Raw genomic sequence first — 22385 nt, 5'->3', positions numbered from 1 at the left:
GGCGTCTCGCGGCTGCTCCCGCTGTCGCGTACCGGTGTCGAGCTGCTGCTTCCGTTGGCGCGTACGGCCCTCGTGGTGCCCTTCGTGGCGGCGGGGTTTCCGCCCGGTGGGCGGTCCCTCTTCGCGGGGCGGGGGACGTCTCCCCTGGGGGCGAGGAGGTTCAGTGCGTCGGCGGTTGCCTCGGTGAACTCGTCCGTGCCGGGGCCGTTCGGGCGGGGCCTGCCGTTGCCTGCCATGCGGGGCGCCTCCACGCGGTCTCGCACCGGGCTGTCGTCCGCGCGGCCCTCCCCCTGCCGGGGAGCCGCCGTGGGTCGGTGCACTCGTCCACGTTAGGTCTGTTTATGTGGAGAATCCGGTGCGGGACACGCCGTCGGAGCGGGCTTGCGCATGCGTTCGAGACGGACGGCGGGGCGGGGACGCGTACCGCTTAGACTGGGGGATCGGCCGGGTTTCCGGGCCGCGGCGGGGTTCTTCGTACGGACCGGCCGGGTCCCCACCGCCCCGGCTCCTGGCCCTCCACTCACGGGAAGTCGCAACGTGTCGCTCACGATCGGAATCGTCGGTCTGCCGAATGTCGGCAAGTCGACCCTGTTCAACGCCCTGACCAAGAACGACGTGCTGGCGGCCAACTACCCGTTCGCCACGATCGAGCCGAACGTCGGTGTCGTGGGCGTGCCGGACCCCCGCCTCGACCAGCTCGCGGAGATCTTCGGCTCCCAGAAGATCCTCCCGGCGACCGTCGACTTCGTCGACATCGCGGGCATCGTGCGCGGCGCGTCCGAGGGCGAGGGGCTGGGCAACAAGTTCCTCGCGAACATCCGGGAGTCCGACGCGATCTGCCAGGTCATCCGGGCGTTCAAGGACGAGAACGTCGTCCACGTCGACGGCAAGGTCTCGCCCAAGGACGACATCGAGACCATCAACACCGAGCTGATCCTCGCCGACCTTCAGACCATCGAGAAGGTCCTCCCGCGCCTCCAGAAGGAGTCCCGGATCAAGAAGGACATCGCGCCGAAGGTCGCGGCCGTCGAGGCGGCGAAGGAGATCCTGGAGCGCGGCGACACGCTGTTCTCCGAGGGCATCCTCCAGGGCACGGAGCGCGCCGAACTCCTCCACGACCTGCACCTCCTCACGACCAAGCCCTTCCTGTACGTCTTCAACGTCGACGAGGACGAGCTCACCGACGACGCGTTCAAGGACGAACAGCGCGCCCTCGTCGCCCCCGCCGAGGCGATCTTCCTCAACGCGAAGCTCGAAGCGGACCTGGCGGAGCTGGACGAGGCCGACGCGCTGGAGCTCCTGGAGTCGGTGGGCGCGGAGGAGCCCGGCCTCGCCACCCTCGCGCGCGTCGGCTTCAACACCCTCGGCCTCCAGACCTACCTCACCGCCGGCCCCAAGGAATCCCGCGCCTGGACCATCAAGAAGGGCGCCACCGCCCCCGAGGCCGCCGGCGTCATCCACACCGACTTCCAGAAGGGCTTCATCAAGGCGGAGGTCATCTCCTTCGCCGACCTCGTGGAAACGGGCTCCGTGGCCGAGGCCCGCGCGAAGGGGAAGGCGCGGATGGAGGGCAAGGAGTACGTCATGCAGGACGGGGATGTGGTGGAGTTCCGCTTCAATGTGTAGCGGGTGACGTACCGCCACGTCACTGATCTGGCAAACATGCAGGTCAATAGGGGTTCGGCTCTTCGGGGTCGGGCCCCTGGTTTTTTTCCGTGCTGGGATGGTGCCAGGAAACCTGACCCGTCGTCACCTGCCGTCACCCCTACTCATCCCTACCGTGCTGCGGTTGTGCCGGGATGGCGGTCGGCTCCGGTGCCGAGTCCCAGGCGCGGGCCGCAGCGCTTTTCCTACTCGTTTGACACGCTTGGGGTCATGGCTGAGACGACGTACGGCATCGCGGAGGGGCCAGCGACGCGGGTAAACCTGTCGCTGCCGGAGGGGACCGCCGAGGCGATCCGGGCGCGGGTGGGCAAGCGGGAGTTCTCCGCGTACATCGCCGCGGCGGTCGAGCGTGAGCTGCGCGGCCAGGTGCTGGACGAGTACCTGGCGGACTACGAGAACCGTAAGGAGCCGGGCTCCGAGCAAGCCCGGCAGCGGGCGCGGCACGTCTTCGACGAGGTGTTCGCCGAGGAGGCCGAGTGGCCCGCCGCAAGCTGAGTCACGAGGGGACGCTGGTCCTCGGCAGCGGGGGGTTTCGAAGCTGCTCGCCGACGACGAGCAAGTGGTGGCTCTGGTTGCCGAGGCCCGCTCGCGCGGCATGGAGGTCGTTATCAGCGCGCTCACCATCATCGAGGCCGTCCACGCCCGTACGAACATGTCTTGCCTGAACCGGGTGCTTTCCGGACTGCGCGTAGTCCCGGTGGGCGACGAGGAGGCGCGGGCGGCCTCGAAGCTGTTGATGGATGCCGGCTTGCGCGGGCACACCTACGCGATTGATGCGGCGGTCGCCGAAGCCGCGCTGCGACAGCACCGCCCTGTGGTCATGTTGACGGCCCCGGCGATGTGCTGGCTGCTTGGCCGCTGGGAGTGGTGGATTGCAGGCGGTACGGGAGTTGGTGAGCGCGATCAGGCTGCAGACGTTGCGCTTTGACCAGTGGGCGCCATGTCCGACGCCGCCGGGTTCGGCATTCAGGTGCCCGCCCATCTGCCCTGGTCCGCTACGGTGACTCGCATCTGGTCAGGCAGTGCGCGCCATAGCTGACCAGCGTCGACGCCGACGCCGACGGGATTGGCTGGCGACCGCCCAGCTGCTGCTAGAGCGAATCGAGTCACGGTGAGGGCGCGCAGGCTCCGGCCTTGGGAGACGTCGTCAGCCACACCTGCGGCCATTCCCACCTCGTCTTCCTGGAGGAGTTCGACAGCCGCCGGCACTGGCGGCCGTCGAGCAGATGCTGCGGGGCGGGGTTGTAGACGCCTCATCACTTCACTGGTGGGGGTAGAAGTTGGGGCGCTGGTCGACGTTGTCGTAGTAACGGTGGAACACGGGGGTGATGCCGCCGGAGAGCGGGGGGACGATCCAGCTCCAGTCTGCGGATACGGTGCGGCCCTGGCGTTCCTCCTTGGCCAGGTGGGCGAGGAAGCGCCGGGACTCCTCGTGGTGGTCGCTGATCCGGACACCTGCGGCCTCGAAGGAGTGCAGGACGGCGACGTTGAGCTCGACCAGGGCGCGGTCGCGCCACAGGGTTGACTCGCTGGTGGTGTCCAGCTGGAGGCAGGCGGCGACGGCGGGGAGCATGTTGTAGCGGTCCTCGTCGACGAGGTTGCGGGCGCCGATCTCCGTGCCCATGTACCAGCCGTTGAACGGGGCGAGCGGGTAGTCCATCCCGCCGATGCGTAGGCGCATGTTGGAGATGACGGGTACGGCGTGCCAGCGCAGGCCCAGTTCGGCCAGGCGTGGGACGTCGGGGTGGGTGATAGGGACCTCCAAGACCAGCTCCCGCGGCAGCTCGAAGAACCGGGGTTTGTCGTCGGGGGTGTCGATGACCAGGGGCAGGACGTCGAACGGCCCTTGGGGGCAGCCCTGCCAGCCGAGGCGGAGGATGGCCTCGGTGAGGTCGGCGGTGCGCGGGTCACCGAGCACGGTGCCGTCGTCGCGGCGGTAGCCGGCGTACCGGATGAGCTGCTCGTTCCACACCTGCGGGCCGGGCCGGCCGGGGGAGTCCGGGGCGAAGACCGAAATCACCGGCCTGATGCGCCCGCCGTTGGTCGCCTGGCGCAGGTGCGTGCACAAGTGCCGGTGGATCTCATCGGGGGCTGTGGCGTCCCGGCGGTCCAGGACGCGCAGGCTGTTCCAGTACAGGCGGCCGATGCAGCGACTGGAGTTGCGCCACGCGACGCGGGCACCGTACACGAGCTCGGCGGTGGTGTGCCGGTAGGTGCCCGTGGCGTCGATGGCGGCGCGGACCTGCTCCAGGCGCCGGGCGAGCGGGACGGGCTGATCGGACTGCTCCGCGTGGAACTGGCGCAGGAACTCCTCAGCCTCATTTGGATCGGCGACGCCGCAGGACTGCGGCGTCGCCGGTTCCGCCGACGGGACCGGGCCAAGGGACGAATCGGGCCCCAGTGCCGGGCACGCTGTCGGGGACGGGGCGGGCAAGGAAGGGCCCAGAGCGACTTCGGAGGTCACGATTCCTCGCAGGGGAGTAGAGCGCTGACCTCGTCAGCGGAGGCTGAGCGGCAGGGAGCGAAGGGAGCGGAATTCGAGGTTCTCGTTCCAGATCGGCTCGCCCGCCGTCCGGATGCCCGGGAAGCGGTTCAGCAGGGCGACGTAGAACCACTTCAGCTGCAGGGAGATGAGCTGCGCGGCGAGACAGGCGTGCACCCCTTGGCCGAACGACAGGTGCCGAGCGCTGTTGGGACGGTCGAGGTCGAAGTCGTTCGGTCGCTCGAACATGTTGGCGTCCCGGTTGGCCGAGCCCAGGAACAGGGCGAGAGTCTGCCCGGCCTCGATCCGTACGCCGCCCATCTCGACGTCCTTGGCCGCGACGCGCCAGGTGAACTGGTTCGAGGCGTTGTAGCGGAGGACCTCGTTCGCCGTGTTGTCCACGCACGCCTGGTCCGCCAGGAAGCGTTCGACCTGCCGCGGGTTGCGGGCGAACGCGAGCGTGCCGCTGCTGAGAGAGCCCGGCGTCGTGGGCGCGAACAACGCGATGAACACCAGCGCCAGCTGGTGCACGGTCTGTTCCGGCGTGGTCTCGGTCAGGCCGTCCTGGGCGGCTGCCAGGCGGGCGATGACGGTGTCCGGCAGGACCTTGCCCCGCATGCCCTGGAGGAGTTCGGAGGCGTACGTGTGCAGGTCGGTGAGCTTTTCCAGGATTATCTCCTGCGTCACCGGCTGATCCTTCGGACCGGAGTGGTACGTCATGATCGTATTCACGCGCGGGATGAGGAATCCGAGGTCCTCCTCGGGGACCCCGAAGGCGTGCACGGCGGAGCGTACGGGGAGTTCGGCAGCCAGGGCGGGGACGGCGTCGATCTCGGTGGCACCGGCCGGGATGGAAGCGACCAGGTCGTGCGCGACCTTCTGGAGGACTTGGTCGTAGTGCTGGTGCGCGGCACGGGTGAAGCCTGCGCGGACGGACCGGCGTAGCGCGTCGTGGAGCGGCGGGTCCGTGTACATCACCACGTTCTTGGTCCAGCGGTGGAAGATGTTGTCCGGCGGCAGCGGCTGTCCGGGGAACTTCGCGGCCAGCACTTCCGTCCCCCGGTCGGCGGTGAGCCGGGGATCCTTCAGCCCGGCGGCGCAGTCGGCGTACGTCAAGACCGCCCAGGCGTTCAGGCGCTCGACCCAGTGGACGGGGCGGCGCTGGGCCAGGTCGGCGTAGACAGGGTAGGGGTCGGGCACGATGGACGGGTCGGCGAGCGGCGAGGGGACGGTCACAGGGGCTTCCTTGGGGTAGTCGAAAAGGGATGCGGAGCCGGGGATCGCGGCAGGAATTCCGGGATGGGAGGCGAGCCCTCGATCCCGTGGTTGTCAGTCGCGGCGCATACGTGTTGACAGGGCGGGCGGCGCGGCATCGCCGGGCGGGATCTCCGGCGACGGGGCGAGCCCGGCCACGGAGCGGAGGAATCCTGTGGCGAGCGGCGGTGATTCGCAGGTGCCGTTCGGCGCGGAGATCGGCTTCTCCGACGAGGACCTGAGCTACTGCGTGCGAGCAACGGGGCTGCTGGATCAAGAAGCGGCCCACAGGAGAACCACGCTCACATGTGTTGCCTGTCCTGGTGACGGAGGCGCCGTGGCACCGGAATTCCTCTCTCTTGAAGATCGTGCGCCGGCACACCTTCATCATGGATAGGCATCCCCGACGAAATCTTGTCGATCGGTGACTGATCCTTAGCTGTTGGATGCCAGTTCCGCTATGCACCTTTCGATACCTTCGCGGACAGGGGACCTGCGCATGGCGCGAGGTGCCGACGAAAGCTGCCGCACCACGAGGCGCCTTGTCATATCCCGGTAAAGCCGGGAGGGAATTGGAGGTTTTCCCTCGTCCTGACAGCGACTGAGCTTGTGAGGTCGTTGGCGTGAGGGACGGACCGGTTCCGGCGAGGCATCCGTCGATGAGTGGGAAACATACCGGATTTCCTCATTCCGTTTCGATGGTCCGGCTGAGGTGCTCGGAGAGTGGTGAAAGCGGTGCGGGACCGCAGCGGCGACCAGAAGCCTTCCGCCGGGTTGAGGCCGGGTGCGTAGGAGACCAGCCGGTAGCGGGTCGGCCAGTCCTGCCGGGCGATGAACTGCCGCATTCCATAAGCGAGATGAACGTTCAGGATGCCCCGATGTTGCGGCAGGCGGCAGAAGACGAGGCGGCGAGGAAGGTGGCGGTTGCATCTGACCGTATATCTCACGGGTGACGTAGCGTCTGAGACGCCGGATGTCGATGGACCGGCTCAGCCTGGGAACACGCAAGCCGCAGTCCGGCCGCACTTTCCCCGGCCGACCCGCAGACCGGGCTCTCCTGGGTCGAGTTGGTCCGTGCCGTCGTGGCTCGTTCCGCCCTTCTGCCCGGCCCGCCGCCGGGGAAGTCGCCGCTGGTCGCCCTGCACAGGCCGGCGGTCGCGGACGAGGTGTTCCGGACGCGACCGCCGGAACCTTCCGGCCTGAGACCTGGCACCGAAGGCACTCACCGTGTGTATCCGGCCGGGCCAGGCCCTCCGGCTCCGCCGAACCGGCCCACCTGGTAGGCGCCGGCCGGCTGCCGGGTGATGACCAAGGGATCGCCGTGGAGGACCTGTCGGTGGCGGGACTGGCCCGCACGAAGCTGACCAAGTCCGTGCACGACGCCGGGTGGCCATCGTTCCTCAGCATGCTGGAGTACAAAGCGGAACGGTACGGCCGCACCCTGGTCAGGATCGGCCGGTTCACACCGACCTCCCAGACCTGCTCCAGGCCGCGAGGGAGTTGCCGTAGCAGTCGAGATGCGGATCCATGGGGATCCCCTGACCGAGTCGCAGTTACGCCCTACTGACCGCGCAGCCCCGCAACGTGGGACACCGAAGGCTGTGTGATGTGGCGGGAGTTCGCGACCGGCCCGCAGGCGGTCGGCAGTGCATGAGCTGCATGACGGCTGTGCCCAGGGCCATCGATCCGTGCCGCCTAGCCCCGGGCCGCGTAGTGGCACAGCAACGATCGAGAAGGCGGGAACCCTCCGGCTTCAGCCCGAGGTGCAAGTCACATCACCTGGCCAGGAGTGCTCGTAAGTTGCGTGCGTGCCGGTGGAGGCGTCCACGGTGTCCGATGCTTCGCGCAGTGCGGGCACGTCCCGGGTGGGCGACCGAAGAGCGCACGCGAGGAGGTGCGGCGTCGGCACTCCGGTGACCAGGACGCTCCCCTTCGGCCCGGTGGAGTGACCGAGGTGTGTCGTGTGGTGGCGTCTGAGCTGCATGGTGCGGGGGCAGGCCTCCCGTGCCGGGACCGTGCTGACTCGGCTCGTCCACGACCACGTTTCGGGGCCCTGGTCCTTTCTCGGGCCGGGGTGGCGCCGGGAACCCCGTGCCGAACCGTGGGCGACACGTCGTCCCTGCCGCCGTCATGCCCTCGCCGTTTCAGGTGAAACAGTGCTGCTTCCGGTAATCGCGGGGCGACATTCCGTAGGCGCAGCGGAAGTGTCTGCTCAGCATCGCGGCATCCAGCATCCCCCAGTCCGCCGCCAGCTCATTGATCTTCCGATGCCCCAGGCTCGGATCCCTCAGATCGCATGCGAAACGCTCCAGGCGACGGCGTTTGACATAGCTCATGACGCTTTCCCCGATCGGTCCGAAAACTCGATGTAACTGACGCACCGATATGTTGTGTTCGGCCGCGAGGGTCGCCGGGCTGATCTCGGGGTCGGCCAACTGCCGGTCGATCGACTCCTGAACCGCGATCAGAAGTGGATCGCATCCCCCAGAGTAATGCTTTCCGAGCTCGGCATATGCGATTCGCGTCGCGGAGATCGCCAGGATGCGCACGACCTCCTCCATATACGAGGACAGAATCCCATCGGTTTTCATCATCTCCACAGCCAGGGTATTCAAGAACGAAAAAAGAAATCCGGATCCGGGACCCTTGGCAGCATCCGTCACGATAAAAGTCCCCCGAGGCGACACCGGGAGTCCATCCTTCGCTTCGTCGGCGAAACGCAGTACGAGGAGTCGCGAAGCAACGGGCACATTCATCGAAAAGGGAACGTCGCCGTCCGTCATAACCAGCGTCCCCGCGTCGATCTCCGTACCGTTTCCGGTACCAGCGATGAACGCCATTCCTGACAGTACGCATATGACTGTTCTCTGCGGCGTCAAGGCCGCCTCCGAGTTGATTGCCTCGAACTCGATGACGGCTGGACCGGAATCTATGATCGTCACCTTGACCCCGCCGGCCTTGAAAGATTTTATCTGCATGCCTGAGCTCGACAAAAGGCAGTACCTTGCGCTCGGCGCGTCGGCCGGAAATCGAGTGAAGCAAGATGCTTCCCCCTTCTCGGCTCCGAGCGCGACAAACAGTTCAGAACAGGCCACGGCGAGATCCTCCGCAAGGAACGAACCCAGTCGTTCACCCGCTTAGTTTGATTGAAATTTCAACTACCAGGTCAATCGGGTCTGGCGCCGGAGGCGGGAGAATCCTGGTCACAACCCGCGGGTGCGATCGATGCTCCTCGCGCGCCGCAGACGGGTCAGGTGTGCTGACATTCCGCTGCGGACGTCTCCATCGTGGGTGCGTGGACCCTCGGATCCACGTTGGGTGACTTGCTCACCCGCTGCGTCGACCGAGGGGAGGTGCGATCTGACAGGCCTGTGGCCAGCCGTCTCCGCCGGCTGGCGTCAGGCAGTCACCCGGGTCACTGCATCGCACCGCATAAACGCTCCTGCGCCGGAGTCCGTGGCGACGCCCGAGCGAGCCTCGCTCGCACGGCATGCCGCCGCCCGGGCCAGGGTGGCCGTAACGGTCGCGCCCCGTTTCTCCATGCCGTGGCCAGCGCCTCCGGAAACAGTGCGGAGAGAGAAACTCCGTCGCCGCGATCGGGTTTCCAGGTCTGTCCGAGGCAAATTTGTCCATCAGGTTTTCCTCACTCATCACGAGGCCACGAACGGCCGTAAGGGGAAGGGGCCGTGCGCGTCTTCGCTTACTGAGTCCGTGCGAGTCCGTCACTGCTCATCAGGAGGTGCTGCGCTGTACAAGAGAGCGCTGTGGGAGCGCTCCCGCTTATTGACAGTGCCCTGCGGGTGGCAGTCCAGTCAAGTACCTACTGATTGACCGGAGTTGTGTGTTGGCTCCTGAGGGTGCGCACACAGGAGCATTGTCTTGGCGGGCGGTGCGCAAGCCACCTGCGGGATTGTCGGCGCAGCCGTACGTGCGTTCATCGAACTCGCCCGTTGGGTTTACCTCACCAGCTATCCGCTCAACTGCACTCACTCGCTACGCCGGGGTGGTTGACTGAGGCGACGGCCCGCCGGACGGACGGAGTCGTCGAGCGCGAGCGCTGCCGATGCGGGAAGTCACAGGCAGCTCCCTGCGCTTTCCTCCGGTCGCGGAAGTCTGGTCTTCCTGTGTCGAATTTGTTTGTCGAAATTTTGCGAGGTGGCGGGGGCTGCAGGACCCCGGGCGCGGATCACCACCTCACCGTTGCCCGACCCCGCTGGATCGTCGGCACGTGGCCTCCTCGCAGTAGCTCCCGCTGCAAACGGAAGCCTGGCGTCCAGAGGCAACGACGCGGTCACTGACCGACAAGACTGCGCCGCGGAAACAACCCCATGATGCTTATGTTCCAACGTGCGAGAACCATTCACAGGGGGATTCCCGGTGCTACGACACCTGCTTCATCGGGACGGACAAGACATTCTGAGAACGGTTCTCCTGCAACCGCTTCTCGATCCGGCGGCCCGTCGGCCGCACGCGGTGGCTCGGGTTCTCGTAGGAGAAGCCGGCACCCGTACCCCGTGGCCCCCCGAACCGTCGTCGCTCACCACTCCTGGCGCCACTCGGCCCCACGTAGGCCCGACGTCTTTCCCCTCCCCTGCTTCCGCTTTCCATGCCATCGGCTTGAGCGCGCCCACGGGCGGCTCGACGACAGAGAGGAACGGATACCTGTGTCGCACCTGACCGGTGAAGATCTCCCGGAGGGAGCGCTCGCCACGACGTGGCCGAGTCTCCTCGAAGCGCGGGTGGCCGACACACCTGACGCCATCGCGCTCGTCGCCGGGGACACGGCGCTCACGTACGCGCAGTTCAATGCCCGTGCGAACCGGCTCGCCCGGTGGCTGAAGTACCTCGGCGCCGGGCCGGAGCGGTCGGTCGGGCTGGTGCTGGGCAGGTCCGCGGACTTCTTCCTGTGCGCGACGGCCGTGCTCAAGTGCGGGGCCGCGTACCTGCCGCTGGATCCGAACTACCCCGTGGAGCGACTGTCCTTCATGGCCCGGGACGCAGCACCCGTGGTGCTGGTGACGACGTCGGACGTCCGGGGCGACCTTCTGGGCCAGCTGCCCACCGGCAGCCTCGTGGTACTGGACGACGAGGCCACCGAGGACGTACTGCGCCGTCTGCCGGACCACGACATGGAGGACGGGGAACGTTTGGAGCCACTGCGCCCCGCGAGTCCCGCCTACATCATCTACACCTCCGGCTCCACGGGGATCCCCAAGGGAGTCGTCGTCACCCACCAAGGCGTCGCGAGCCTGATCGCGACCCAGCGTCGTCGCCTCGCCGTCACCGGCGCCTCACGCGTGCTCGCCTTCTCGTCCCCGAGTTTCGACGCCAGTTTCTGGGAGATGTCGATGGCGCTGCTGGCCGGGGCCGCGCTCGTGGTCGGCAGGCCGGGGCGGCTGCTGCCCGACGCCGAACTGGCCGCGTTGATCGCGGACCACGGAGTCACTCATGTCACTCTCCCGCCCTCGGTCGCGGGTGCGCTGGGCCCCGACATGCTGCCTCCGAGCGTGACGCTGGTCGTCGCGGGCGAAGCGTGCCCGGCGGCTCTCGTGCAGCGCTGGCGCCCGCACCGGACGATGGTGAACGCCTACGGCCCGACGGAGTCCACCGTCTGCGCCACCATGAGCGATCCGCTGGCCGACGACGTGGCGCCGCCGGTCGGCCGGGCGGTGGACGGCACCCGGATCCATGTCCTCGACGACCGCCTCGCACCGGTTGTGCCGGGAGCGGTCGGCGAGATCTACATCGCGGGGCACAGCCTGGCACGCGGGTACCTCGAGCGGCCGGGTCTGACCGCGCAGCGGTTCGTGGCGGACCCCTTCGGCCCGGCCGGCAGCCGTATGTACCGCAGCGGTGACCTCGGCCGCTGGACCCGTTCAGGAGACCTGGAGTTCGTCGGCAGGGCGGACGACCAGGTCAAGGTACGCGGCTTCCGTATCGAGCCGGGCGAGATCGAATCCGTCATCGCCGGGTGCCGCGGGGTCCGGCAGGCCGCCGTCGTCCTGCGTGAGGACCGGCCCGGAGAGCCATACCTCGCCGCCTACGTCATACCCGAGAACGCGGCCGCCGACGAGGCGGCCGGCGAGGAACCGGACGGTCAACTCGATGCCTGGCGACGGCTCTACGACGATCTGTACGGCCGAGCCGACACCGCCGACTTCGGCGAGGACTTCTCCGGCTGGGTGAGCAGTTATGGCGGGCGGCCGATCGAGGGGATGCGCGAATGGCGTGAGCAGACCGTGCGGCAGATCCGCGAACTGGCTCCGCGCCGCGTACTGGAGATCGGCTGCGGTTCCGGTCTGCTGCTCTCGCAGCTGGCGGGTGACTGCGAAAGCTACTGGGGCACCGACATCTCCGGGGCCCTGATCGAGCGGCTGCGCGGGCAGGTCGCCGAGCGCCCCGGCCTCGCGGACCGGGTCGTCCTGCATCAGCTCTCCGCCCATGAGCTGGGGAGTCTGCCCAGCGGCGGCTTCGACACCGTCGTGCTCAACTCCGTGATCCAGTACTTTCCCTCAGGCGATTACCTGTTCGACCTACTGCGCGAGGTGTCCCGGCTCCTGGTACCCGGGGGCGCGGTGTTCCTCGGCGACGTCCGTAACCTTCGTCTGCTGCGCACCTTCCACGCCGGGGGGCTGCTGGCGGCGGCCACGCACACCGACACTCCGCAGACGGTCTGCGCGGCGATCGACCGGGCCATGGCGCAGGAGAAGGAACTGCTCGTGGACCCGGAGTTCTTCACGACGGCCGTCGGCGCGCTGCCCGGCATGACGCTGGAGTCGTGCACGCTCAAACGGGGCGGGTACGACAACGAACTCAGCCGCTATCGCTACGAGGTGGTGCTGCGCAAGCATGCCGGGCCTGCCGATGACACCGGGCCCACGGACGACGCGGGGCCGGTCGTGCGACTGCGGTGGGACGGCGAGATGGCGAGCCTGGCCGACGTCGCCGATCGGCTGCGTCGTGGGAAACCGGAGCGGTTGTGCGTCACCGGGATCCCCAACGGCCGGGTGGCCGGCGAGCATGCCGCGACACTCGCGCTGTTCGACCGGCGCCCCCTGCACGAGGTGCTGTCCCTGGGGCAGGCTCCGGCGGGCGTGGCACCGGAGGACCTGCGCCGGCTGGGCGCGGAACTGGGCTACCGGGTCGACTGCACCTGGTCGTCCGAGGACGACGCCCTGATCGACGCTTCCTTCACACGCGCCGGAGCGCTCGTGCCGCGTCCCGCCCCCCGGACCGACGCGGAGCCGGACGGTTTCTCCCCGGCCCGGTTCACCAACAGGCCGGCGTTCGCCCGCCCCGACTCCCAGACGATGGCCTCTCTTCCCGGGCAGGTCGCGGCGAAGCTGCCGGCCTTCATGGTCCCGGAGGTCTTCGTCCCGCTCGACAGGCTGCCGGTCACGGTGAACGGAAAGCTCGACCGCGGCGCCCTGCCCCGGCCGCGGCGCGCCGCCCATGCCTCGGGACGTCCGCCCAGGACCGCCCGCGAGGAGGTACTGGCGGCGATCTTCGCCGACGTACTCGCGACAGCCGACGTCACAGCCGACAGCGACTTCTTCGCCGTCGGCGGCAACTCCCTGCTGGCCACCCGACTCGCCGCCGAGGTCCGGCGGCGCCTGAACACCGAGATGCCGCTGTCGTGGCTGTTCGAGTCGCCCACCGTCGGCGCGCTCGCCGCCCGCTTCGACGCGGGGGACGAGGCCAGGCCGCTGCCCGTGCCGAGCGAGTACGCCTCCGGCAGCACGGCGCCGTTGTCGGCCCAGCAGATGCAGATGTGGCACGAGTACCGCCGAAGCCTGTGTCGCGACATGTTCAACGTGCCGCTGTCGCAGCGGCTGACCGGTGCCGTCGACGCCGAGGCACTGCGCGCCGCCCTCGCCGATGTCGTCACCCGGCACGTTCCGCTGCGCACGCTCGTCCAGGACGACGGCAGCGGTCCGTGTGCGGTGATCACGGAAGCCACCGCGGACGACATCCCATGGACGGAGACCAGGACCACGCCCGAGCGGCTGTCCGAGGATCTCGCGCACGCCGCCCGCCGCCACTTCGACCTCGAGACCGAGATCCCGCTGCGGGCCGTACTGTTCACGCTCGGCCCGGACGAGTCCGTACTGCTGCTGGTCATGCATCACATCGCCGCCGACGGCTGGTCCTTCGGCCCCCTGCTGGAGGACCTGGTCCGCGCCTACCGCGCCCGGACCGAGGGGCGCGCACCACAGTGGGAGCCGCTGTCCTTCGGCTACCTCGACTACGTCGCCTGGCAGCGCCGGCTGCTCGGCGCCACGGACGACCCGAGCGACGTCGCGCTGCGCCAGGCGGAGTACTGGAGGAAGACGCTGCACGGTGCCGACGACAGGCCGGTCCTGGAGACCGACAGCCCGGCGCCGGCCCAGCAGGACTTTGCCGGCAGGTCCCTCGATCTTCCGCTCGAAGTCGGCGGCCACCGGGTGCTGACAGCCGCGGCCCGTGAGCACGGTGTCACCGTCTTCATGATCCTGCACGCCGCGCTCGTCGCACTGCTCGCCCGCAGGGGAGCAGGAGGGGACGTCACCGTCGTGACCGCGGTGGCCGGCCGGACCGACACCCAGTTCGAACCGCTGGTGGGCCTCTTCGCCAACACCTTGGCGCTGCGCACCGACACGTCGGGCAACCCCACCTTCCGCGAACTGCTGGACCGGGTCCGCGTGACCGATCTCGGTGCCTATGCCCACCAGGACCTGCTCTTCGAGCGCCTGGCCGACGTGCCACCGCCCCAGGTGTCACTCGTCCTGCGCACGGTCGCAGCTCCGCCGGCCGACCTGCCGGGCCTCACCATCAGTCCCGGCCCACGGCCGGCGAGCGAATCCGCCCGCTATCCGGTGCTGTGGACCGTGGAGCATCTGGCCTCCGCCGCGGACGGCGGGACGCTGCGCAGCCACATCCAGTACCAGAGCGGGCTGCTGCGCGACGACACGGTCGTCCGGCTCGCCCAGCAGTACGAAGTCGTGCTGTCCCTGTTGTTGAAGGATCCCGATCTCCGCGTCCAGGACCTCCCACTGCAGTGACTCCCAGGGCCAGCCCGTCCGATCCCATCATCTGTGAGGTCCACTCGATGTCCATGCTGCCGCCGGGGCGAAGCCGCACCACGGCCTCGCCCGCCGGGGCCCAGGCCGGCCCCGAGTTCACCCCCGGCCTATGGGGACGGCTCTTCGAAGCCCGTGTCGACGCCGCCCCCGAATCCACCGCGATCAACTCCGCGAGCGAGCGGCTGAGTTACGCCGAACTGAACCGGCGGGCCAACCGCCTCGCCAGGTTGCTCATCGCACGTGGCGCCGGCCCGGAGAGCCTGGTCGGTCTCGCCCTGCCGCGCTCGACCGACTTCGTGGTGGCCGTGGCGGCCGTACTGAAATCGGGCGCCGGCTACTTCCCGATGGATCCGGACTATCCTCCGCAGCGGCTGGCGTTCATGCTCGCCGACGCCGCTCCCATGCTGGTGCTGACCAGGAGTGACATCGAGCCCGAGCTGCCGGCCGAGGCGGCCTCCCGCACGGTGGTGCTGGACGACCCGGCCGTCGTACGGACCCTGGCCGACTGCTCCGCGGCGGATGTGGCGGACGACGAACGCGGCGCCCCGCTCCGGACCCGGCATCCGGCCTATGTCATCTACACCTCGGGTTCCACCGGTACTCCCAAAGGAGTGGTCCTCACCCACCACGGCATCGCCAGCCTGGTGGGCAGCCATGCGCGGGACCTGGGGATCGGGCCGTCCAGCCGGTTGCTGCTCTTTTCCTCGCCGAGTTTCGACGGCGCCTTCTGGGACGTGTCGATGGCCTTGCTCACTGGCGCCACGCTGGTGGTCGCACCGCGTGAACGGCTCCTGCCCGGACCGGAGTTCAGTGCGCTCGCCGCCGAGGAGGGCATCACCCACTTCACCCTGCCGGCCTCCACGCTCGCCGCCCTGCCGGACGGCGCTCTGCCCGCCGGGGCCACCGTCGTCAATGTGGGCGAGGCCTGCAACAGCGAGCTGGTGCGCCGCTGGTCGCCGGGCCGGCTGCTGGTGAACGCGTACGGACCGACCGAATCGACCGTCTCCGCGACCATGAGCGGACCGTTGGCCGGGGCAGGCATCCCGCCCATCGGCCGTCCGCTCTCGGACACCCGCATCCACGTCCTCGACGAGCGGCTCCGGCCGGTACCGCCGGGAGCGGTCGGAGAGATCCACATCGCCGGAGCGGGGCTGGCCCGCGGGTACCTGGGGCGGCCCGCGCTGACCGCCGAGCGGTTCGTGGCCGACCCCTTCGGGACGCCGGGCGAGCGGATGTACCGGACCGGCGACCGGGTGAGGGTGCGTGACGACGGGCAACTGGAGTTCGTGGGCCGGGTCGACGACCAGGCGAAGATACGGGGTTTCCGAGTGGAGCCCGGCGAGGTCGAAGCCGTGCTGCGCGACCATCCCGAGGTCGCGCAGGCCGCGGTGGTGGTCCGGGAGGACACTCCGGGAGACCAGAGGCTCGTCGCCTATGTCGTGCCGGACCACCCGGCCGTGCGGCAGGCCGACGACACCACCTCGGAGCACGTCGAGGAATGGCAACGGCTCTACGACGAGGTCTACAGCGCAGTGGGAGCGCTCCCCCTGGGGGAGGACTTCAGCGGCTGGAACAGCACCTACGACGGCGAGCCCATTCCCGTGCCTCAGATGCAAGCCTGGCGGGACGCCACGGTCGACAGCATCCGTGCCCTGCGACCGCGCCGGGTACTGGAGATCGGCGTGGGCACCGGGCTGCTGCTGTCCCGCCTCGCCGGTGACTGCGAGGCGTACTGGGCCACCGACTTCTCCGCCGAGGTGATCGAGACACTCGGCAAGAAGGTGGACGTCGACCCGGTGCTGCGGGAGAAGGTCCACCTGCTGCACGGTCCCGCACACGACCTCCCCGGCCTCCCCGAGGGGTACTTCGACACCGTTGTCCTCAACTCGGTGATCCAGTACTTTCCGTCGGCCGACTACCTGGTGAGCGTCCTGCGCGAGGCGGCACGCCTGCTGGCGCCGGGCGGCCGGGTGTTCGTCGGCGACATCCGGCACCTGCGTCTGCTGCGCCCGCTGCGCAGCGCCGTCCGGCTGCGCTCCGCCACCCGGCGGGAAGCCTCTGCCTCCGCCGTCCGCGCGGCGGTCGAGCAGGACCTGGTGGATGAGAAGGAGTTGCTCCTCGACCCCGCGTTCTTCGCCGCGGTACCCCGGTGGATCCCGCAGCTCCGCGGGGTACGCACAGCGGTGCAGCGCGGCACGCACCACAACGAACTGACCCGCTACCGGTACGACGCGGTGCTCATCAAGGAGCCGGTGGAAACCGGTACCGCTGCGCCGGACGCGCAGACACTGACCTGGGGCACGGATGTCAGCGGACTGCAGGAGTTGTCCGGCCTGCTGGCCCGCACCCGCACGTCGCTGCTGCTGCGCGGCGTGCCGAACAGCCGGATCCTCGGTGAGGCATCGGCCGCGACGGCGCTGACCACGGCCCGGTCGCTCGACGAGCCGTTGCGGTTGCTGCAAGAACCGGCGGCAGGGATCGACCCCGAGGAACTGCACGCCCTGGGCGGGGGCGCCGGCTGCGAGGTCCACCTCACGTGGTCGGCGCAGGACCCCACGCGACTGGACGCCTGTTTCACACCCGTGGGCGGTGAACCGGGCGCCGTCCCGCTGGCGGAGTCCGCCGACAGCGGCAGGACGTCGCCCGGTGACCACGCCAACCAGCCGACCACGCACCGGACCGGCAACGCCCTGATGGGCAAGCTCCCCGGCTATCTGGCCGCCAGGCTCCCCGCGTACCTGCGGCCCAGCGCCGTGGTACGCATCGCGTCGCTCCCCCTCACCGTCAACGGCAAGCTCGACCGCACGGCGCTGCCCCGTCCCGCCCTGTTCCCGCGGGCTGACGGGCAGGCGCCCCGCACTCCGCGCGAGGAGATCCTCGCCAATCTCTTCGCCGATGTGCTCGGCCTGCCCGGGGTGCCGAGGGACGCCGACTTCTTCGCCCTGGGCGGCAACTCGCTACTGGCCACGCGCCTCGTCGGCCGTATCGCGAAACACCTCGAAGTCGATGTTCCGATCGCCTGGATCTTCGAGACACCGACCGTCGAGGGCCTGGCCGGGCGTACCGCTCCGGCGAGCAGGCTCCGCCCGCTGTTGCTCTGCCGCGACGAGAACCACGCGGCGGTGCCGCTCTCGCACAGCCAGTACGGCATGTGGTTCATCAACCAACTCGGCGGACCCGCGAGCCGGATCTACAACGTGCCGTACTGCCTGCGGATCACGGGCCGGGTGGACACCGGGGCGCTGCGGACCGCACTCGATGACGTCGTGGCTCGTCACGAACCCCTGCGTACCGTCTTCCCCGATGACGGTGACGGCCCCCGCCAACGGGTCCTCGCCCCCGAGGACGCCGCGGTGGTCCTTCATGAGACCGACGCCGCCGAAGACCGTCTGGCCGGCCACCTGGCGCGGGCCGCGGCGGAACCCTTCGAGCTCAGGACGGACCTTCCCCTGCGCGCACGCCTGTTCCGGCACGGACAGGACCGGTACACGCTCCTGCTCCTGATGCACCACATCACCGTGGACGCCTGGTCGCTGGCCCCCCTGACGGCGGACCTGGCGCACGCCTACCGGGCGCGGCTGGGGCAGCGGGCCCCGCAGTGGCAGCCGCTGCCGGTTCACTATCGCGACTACGCCGTATGGCACAACGAGCAAGCAGCCGAGGCGCAGGACCGCGGCAGCGGCTTCGGGCGCCAGCTCGCCTTCTGGGAGCGGACGCTGCGCGGTCTTCCGGTCGAGACGCGGCTGCCGGCCGACCGGAGCCGTCCGGCCAGACCTACCTATCGTGGCGGCACCGTCCACACCCACGTCGAAGCCTCCCTCCATCAGGAACTGCTCAACTGCGCGCGGGAGACGGGCGCGACGCTCTTCATGGTGCTGCACGCCGCGCTCGCGGCACTGCTGACCCGGCTGGGCGGCGGCACCGACATCGTCGTCGGCACCGCTGCCGCGGCGCGCACGGACCCCGCGCTGGACGACCTCGTCGGGCTGTTCGCCAACAGTGTCGTCCTTCGCGTCGACACCTCGGGCGACCCGACGTTCCGCACCCTGCTCGCTCGGACCCGGGCCGTGGACCTCGACGCCTTCACCCACCAGGAGGTCCCGTTCGACCAGGTGGTGGATCGCGTCAACCCGGCACGCCACCCGGCACGTCACCCGCTCTACCAGACGGCCCTCGTCCTGCACGCACCGCCCGGCGACGGCCATCGGGCCGACTCCGTCACCCTCACCCCCGAACCGCCCCCGAACACCGGAACGGCCCGCTTCGATCTGATGTTCAACTGGGACGAGAGCCGGGACAGCGCCGGCCTCGCCCAGGGCCTCACCGGCCGTACCGAGTACAGCTCGGACCTCTTCTCCCAGGAGACAGTCGAACTGCTCCTGGAGCGGTATCTCCTGCTGCTGTCCGCCGCGGTCCGCGACCCGGACGCACGCCTTCACACCCTGGACATCCTCACCGAGCCGGAACGGCGGGCCTTCTCACCACGGCCGTAGCCGTCCGACCCCGAATCATCGCGAAAGCCACCGAAAGCACCGTCAATTCCCGGTGCCGGGCCCTCTTTGCCGACTAGGAGAAATTCACCGTGCCCTCACCCTTCGACGACCATGACGGGCAGTTCCATGTGCTCCGCAACGAGGAAGGCCAGTTCTCACTCTGGCCGAATTTCGCCGACATCCCCTCCGGGTGGCGTTCCGTGAGCGGGCCGAGCCCCCGCGGAAGCGCCCTTGAGTACATCGAGAAGGAATGGACGGACATGCGCCCGGCGTCCGTCCGTGAATGACCCGGCCAATAACATCGAGCGGGGCCACGGGTCGCCGAGAACCGGGCCGTTTACGGCTGGCTCGGCTGGGCGACCGCCGATTCCGAGGACGTGGTGTCCCTGCCGATGGTCTCGTACGGCACCGACGCCGCACCGGCTCCGGTGGTGGTCCCGAAGGCCGGCCGGGGCCGGGCGAAGCGCTTGGGCGGTGCTGGACCGGCTGGGTGGGGCACGTCGGTGCCCCACCCAGCCGAACGCCGGACGACGGAGACGGACTGTCTCGGCGCGATGCTGGAGACCTTCCGGAAACCCGGCGAGTCCGGCGTAGGTGCCGACGAGGGTTCGTGCCTGCCATCGGGTGGGCACCCGGGAAGGAGCGCGCCTGCCACGTGTCGGCTCCGCCGCCATCAAGGGTGACCTCCATTCCGCACCCGTCGCCGGTTCTGTCGTAGACGCCGTCCTCGGCGTGTTCACGGACGGCGGGCGCAGCGGTCACGAGCGTGTGATGGCCGCGTCGACCCGGCCGCGACGGCGTCCTGGCACCTGGACGCGCAGTACTTGTTGGGCAGCCGACCGCGTCGCACGGCACCTACGGCGGATTCACCGAGCCGGACCTGCAGGACTGACGTGAGTACTACCGCGACAACGCCGCCCGGCTCTCCCGGGTCAAGGCGGCCTGTGACCCGGACCGCTTCTTCAGTTTCGACCAGGCGGTATGACGCGAGACGCCGTCACGACGCCGCACGGCCCAGGCCTGCGGTCTTGGAAAGGAAACGACACCATGGAATCTCCGGCCACCCAGGTCGACCCGGCGAACTCGCCGTTGGAGCCCTATCACATCTACCCGGAGGCCAAGTCCTGCCCGGTGGCGAAGGTCGGTCTGTGGAACGGCACGCCGGCGCACGTGTTCTCCGGGTATGAGGATGTGCGGACCGTGCTGCAGGACAGGCGGTTCAGCTCGGACTCGCGCCGACCCAACTTCACCGAACTCACTCCGACGCTCCAGTCGCAGGCCGCGGCACCGCCGTTCGTACGCACCGACAATCCTGATCACCGGCGCCTGCGAGGCACCATCGCACGCGAGTTCCTGCCCAAGCACATCGAGCTGCTGCGCCCCGCGATCCGCGAGATCGTCCAGGGTGTGCTCGACGGGCTCGCCGAGACCGCGCCTCCCCAGGACATGCTCGAGGCCTTCGCCGTACCGGTCGCGTCCGCGACCGTCTTCCGGCTGCTGGGGATTCCGGCCGAGGACCGCGCGTTGCTCACCCGATGCGTCAAGGGCGTGGTCTCGGCGGTGGGGAGCGAGGACGAAGGTGCCGAGGTGTTCCGGACACTCGGCGAGTACATCGGCGGGCTCGTCCAGGACCCCTCCGAACTGCCCGAGGACAGCCTGATCCGGCGCCTGGTGACGGGCCCGTACCAGGAGAAGCAGCTCACCTTCCACGAGACCATCGGCGTGATCCTCATGCTCATCGTCGGGGGCTACGACACGACGGCCAGCACCATCTCGCTGTCCTTGGTGAGTTATGCACTGCAGCCGGAGAAGTTCTCCGTCGTCCACGAACACCCGGAGCGGATACCCCTGCTCGTCGAGGAGTTGCTGCGCTATCACACCGTCTCGCAGCTCGGACTGGGCAGGATCGCCACCGAGGACGTCGAGGTGGGCGGCGTCACGGTGCGGGCCGGCCAGATGGTGGTGGCGGCGCTCCCCCTGGCCAACCGGGACGAGAGTGTCTTCCCGAACCCGGACGAACTCGACTTCGACCGCCCGTCCGTGCCCCATGTCGGCTTCGGTTACGGACCCCACCAGTGCGTCGGCCAGGCACTGGCCCGAGTCGAACTCCAGGAGGCCATTCCCGCGGTGATCCGACGGCTGCCCGGCATGCGGCTCGCCTGCGCTCTGGAAGACCTGCCGTTCCGGCACGACATGGCCACCTACGGCATCCATGAGCTGCCCATGACCTGGTGACCGGGCCTGCCGCGAGGCGAGCACCAGTGTCACGTGCCTACGACGCGTCGGCCGAGGGAGCAGCGCAGCGGGCGGTCATACCGGCGCGCCCGCCTCTCGGCGTCGCTCGAATCCTGGTTCTGGATCACTATCAGTGCCAGGGCCACGGAGGGCCGACAGTGACCCACTTGGTGATCTTCGCCCGAACCTGATCTTGATCTGAGGTCAGGAGGGAGAGGGTGATCTGCGTGGAGGACTGGGCGGAGATTCGCAGGCTGCACCGGGCCGAGCAGATGCNNCTGGGCATCTCGAAGAACACGGTCAAGCGGGCATTGGCCAGCGACCGGCCGCCGAAGTGCGAGCGTCCGGCCAAGGGCTCGGTGGTCGACGCCGTCGAGGTAGAAGACGGTCCTCGGGGGGCCGTGCTGATTCTGTGCTGACTGGAATCTCTCAGAACCCCGTTTACGCAGGTGAGAGCCTTACTGTTAACGTTCCGCTTCAACGTCTGACCTGCTGATCCAGCACGCACCCCAAAGGGCCGAGCTCTCCCGAGCCCGGCCCTTTTCTCAGCTGGGCCGCGGTGGGGTGAGCTTGTCGAGGTCCAGGGTGATGTCGAAGGGGACGGGGCGTTTCAGGGTGGTGCGGAAGATGCCGGCGGGGGCGTAGGCGCCGGTCGGTTCGTCGAGTTCGTAGACGTGGACGACCGGGGCGCCGTCCTCGTCCTCGATGCACCAGTAGTGAGGGATGCCGGCCTCTGCGTATTTGCGGAGTTTCACTGTGCGATCACGATGGGCGGACTCAGGGGAGACGACCTCGATGACGAGTTGGACGTCTTCCGGTGCGAACCATGTGCGGTCGCCGTCGAAATCGGCCGTCGTCACCAGCAGGTCCGGTTCAGGGCGGTTGCGCGGGTCGAGCTTGATGGTCATTTCGCGGCCGACCCTGGCGCTGGCAGGCACCTGCTCCATGAGCGCGACAGTGAGCATGGTGATGAGGTGGCCGTGCCACCACCTCTGGGGCGACATCATGAAAACCAGTGCTCCGTCGATCAGCTCGGTGTGGCGAGGTGCCTCGGGGAGGCGGTCCAGATCCTCCGCGAACCAGCCTTCCAAGCGCGGCGGGCGCATCCAGTCGGGCAGTGCGGTCATGGTTCAACCGTAGCGACTTGGCGGGGCGTGGGCCACGAGATCATCGACAGGGGGGCTGGTGTGGGGC

At 68.9% G+C, this 22385-nt stretch carries 11 protein-coding genes and 3 pseudogenes; 9 read left to right on the top strand and 5 right to left on the bottom strand.

Annotated features, from left to right (window positions below):
- Positions 1-320: hypothetical protein (locus tag AOK24_RS48345; protein ID WP_206191147.1), on the bottom strand; the 320-nt coding region annotated here is incomplete at its 3' end.
- Between the two features lie 217 nt (positions 321-537).
- Between AOK24_RS48345 and ychF the strand changes: the two genes are divergently transcribed.
- From ychF to AOK24_RS05365, 3 genes and pseudogenes are all read left to right on the top strand, one after another.
- Positions 538-1626 carry a redox-regulated ATPase YchF gene (ychF, locus tag AOK24_RS05375; protein ID WP_055718898.1) on the top strand — a complete coding sequence of 363 codons (1089 nt, stop codon included), beginning with the start codon at positions 538-540 and terminating at the stop codon, positions 1624-1626.
- Positions 1627-1875: 249 nt separating this feature from the next.
- The gene (locus AOK24_RS05370) at positions 1876-2160 is read left to right on the top strand and encodes a hypothetical protein (RefSeq protein ID WP_010352781.1); all 285 of its coding nucleotides are present in this window, start codon (positions 1876-1878) and stop codon (positions 2158-2160) included.
- A pseudogene (locus AOK24_RS05365) lies at positions 2142-2593 on the top strand (hypothetical protein). The gene AOK24_RS05370 and the pseudogene AOK24_RS05365 overlap by 19 nt, the downstream one beginning before the upstream one ends.
- 333 nt (positions 2594-2926) lie before the next feature.
- On the opposite strand, the gene AOK24_RS05360 reads toward AOK24_RS05365, so the two are convergent.
- Together AOK24_RS05360 and txtE are read right to left on the bottom strand one after the other, a co-directional pair.
- Positions 2927-4099: a nitric oxide synthase oxygenase gene (locus tag AOK24_RS05360; protein WP_013000941.1), complete on the bottom strand. Its 1173-nt coding sequence runs from the start codon at positions 4097-4099 to the stop codon at positions 2927-2929.
- A gap of 63 nt (positions 4100-4162) precedes the next feature.
- Complete coding sequence (gene txtE / locus AOK24_RS05355; protein WP_010352784.1) at positions 4163-5383, bottom strand: 4-nitrotryptophan synthase; 1221 nt, start codon at positions 5381-5383, stop codon at positions 4163-4165.
- A gap of 1327 nt (positions 5384-6710) precedes the next feature.
- Between txtE and AOK24_RS50215 the strand changes: the two are divergent.
- Positions 6711-6968 (top strand): annotated as a pseudogene (locus AOK24_RS50215) (zinc ribbon domain-containing protein); the annotation flags it as partial.
- Between the two features lie 577 nt (positions 6969-7545).
- Here AOK24_RS50215 and txtR read toward each other — a convergent pair.
- Positions 7546-8496 carry a cellobiose-binding transcriptional regulator TxtR gene (txtR, locus tag AOK24_RS05350; RefSeq protein WP_223786355.1) on the bottom strand — a complete coding sequence of 317 codons (951 nt, stop codon included), beginning with the start codon at positions 8494-8496 and terminating at the stop codon, positions 7546-7548.
- Positions 8497-10065: 1569 nt separating this feature from the next.
- On the opposite strand from txtR, the gene txtA reads away from it, so the two are divergent.
- From txtA to txtC, 5 genes and pseudogenes are all read left to right on the top strand, one after another.
- A complete protein-coding gene (txtA, locus tag AOK24_RS05345) occupies positions 10066-14442 on the top strand; it encodes a thaxtomin non-ribosomal peptide synthetase TxtA (RefSeq protein WP_010350605.1) in 4377 nt (1458 codons plus the stop codon).
- Between the two features lie 47 nt (positions 14443-14489).
- A complete protein-coding gene (txtB, locus tag AOK24_RS05340) occupies positions 14490-18956 on the top strand; it encodes a thaxtomin non-ribosomal peptide synthetase TxtB (RefSeq protein ID WP_010350604.1) in 4467 nt (1488 codons plus the stop codon).
- Between the two features lie 89 nt (positions 18957-19045).
- Entirely contained in the window at positions 19046-19243 is a 198-nt protein-coding gene (gene txtH / locus AOK24_RS05335) for a thaxtomin biosynthesis NRPS accessory protein TxtH (protein WP_010350602.1), read from the top strand.
- Between the two features lie 620 nt (positions 19244-19863).
- A pseudogene (locus tag AOK24_RS52215) lies at positions 19864-19941 on the top strand (BBE domain-containing protein); the annotation flags it as partial.
- Positions 19942-20003: 62 nt separating this feature from the next.
- Positions 20004-21191: a thaxtomin biosynthesis cytochrome P450 TxtC gene (gene txtC, locus AOK24_RS05330; protein WP_010350601.1), complete on the top strand. Its 1188-nt coding sequence runs from the start codon at positions 20004-20006 to the stop codon at positions 21189-21191.
- A gap of 545 nt (positions 21192-21736) precedes the next feature.
- On the opposite strand, the gene AOK24_RS05320 is transcribed toward txtC, so the two are convergent.
- Positions 21737-22318: a Uma2 family endonuclease gene (locus tag AOK24_RS05320; RefSeq protein ID WP_055718896.1), complete on the bottom strand. Its 582-nt coding sequence runs from the start codon at positions 22316-22318 to the stop codon at positions 21737-21739.
- Positions 22319-22385 lie beyond the last annotated feature (67 nt).

The organism is Streptomyces niveiscabiei (assembly GCF_001419795.1).
GTDB classification, from domain to species: domain Bacteria; phylum Actinomycetota; class Actinomycetes; order Streptomycetales; family Streptomycetaceae; genus Streptomyces; species Streptomyces niveiscabiei.
This window is presented reverse-complemented; position numbering and strand designations above follow the sequence as displayed.

Bases quoted from the DNA above. Each gene is read 5' to 3' on its own strand.
- AOK24_RS05370 (WP_010352781.1), top strand. From the start codon at position 1,876: ATGGCTGAGACGACGTACGGCATCGCGGAGGGGCCAGCGACGCGGGTA.
- txtC (WP_010350601.1), top strand. From the start codon at position 20,004: ATGGAATCTCCGGCCACCCAGGTCGACCCGGCGAACTCGCCGTTGGAG.
- txtB (WP_010350604.1), top strand. From the start codon at position 14,490: ATGTCCATGCTGCCGCCGGGGCGAAGCCGCACCACGGCCTCGCCCGCC.
- AOK24_RS05320 (WP_055718896.1), bottom strand. From the start codon at position 22,318: ATGACCGCACTGCCCGACTGGATGCGCCCGCCGCGCTTGGAAGGCTGG.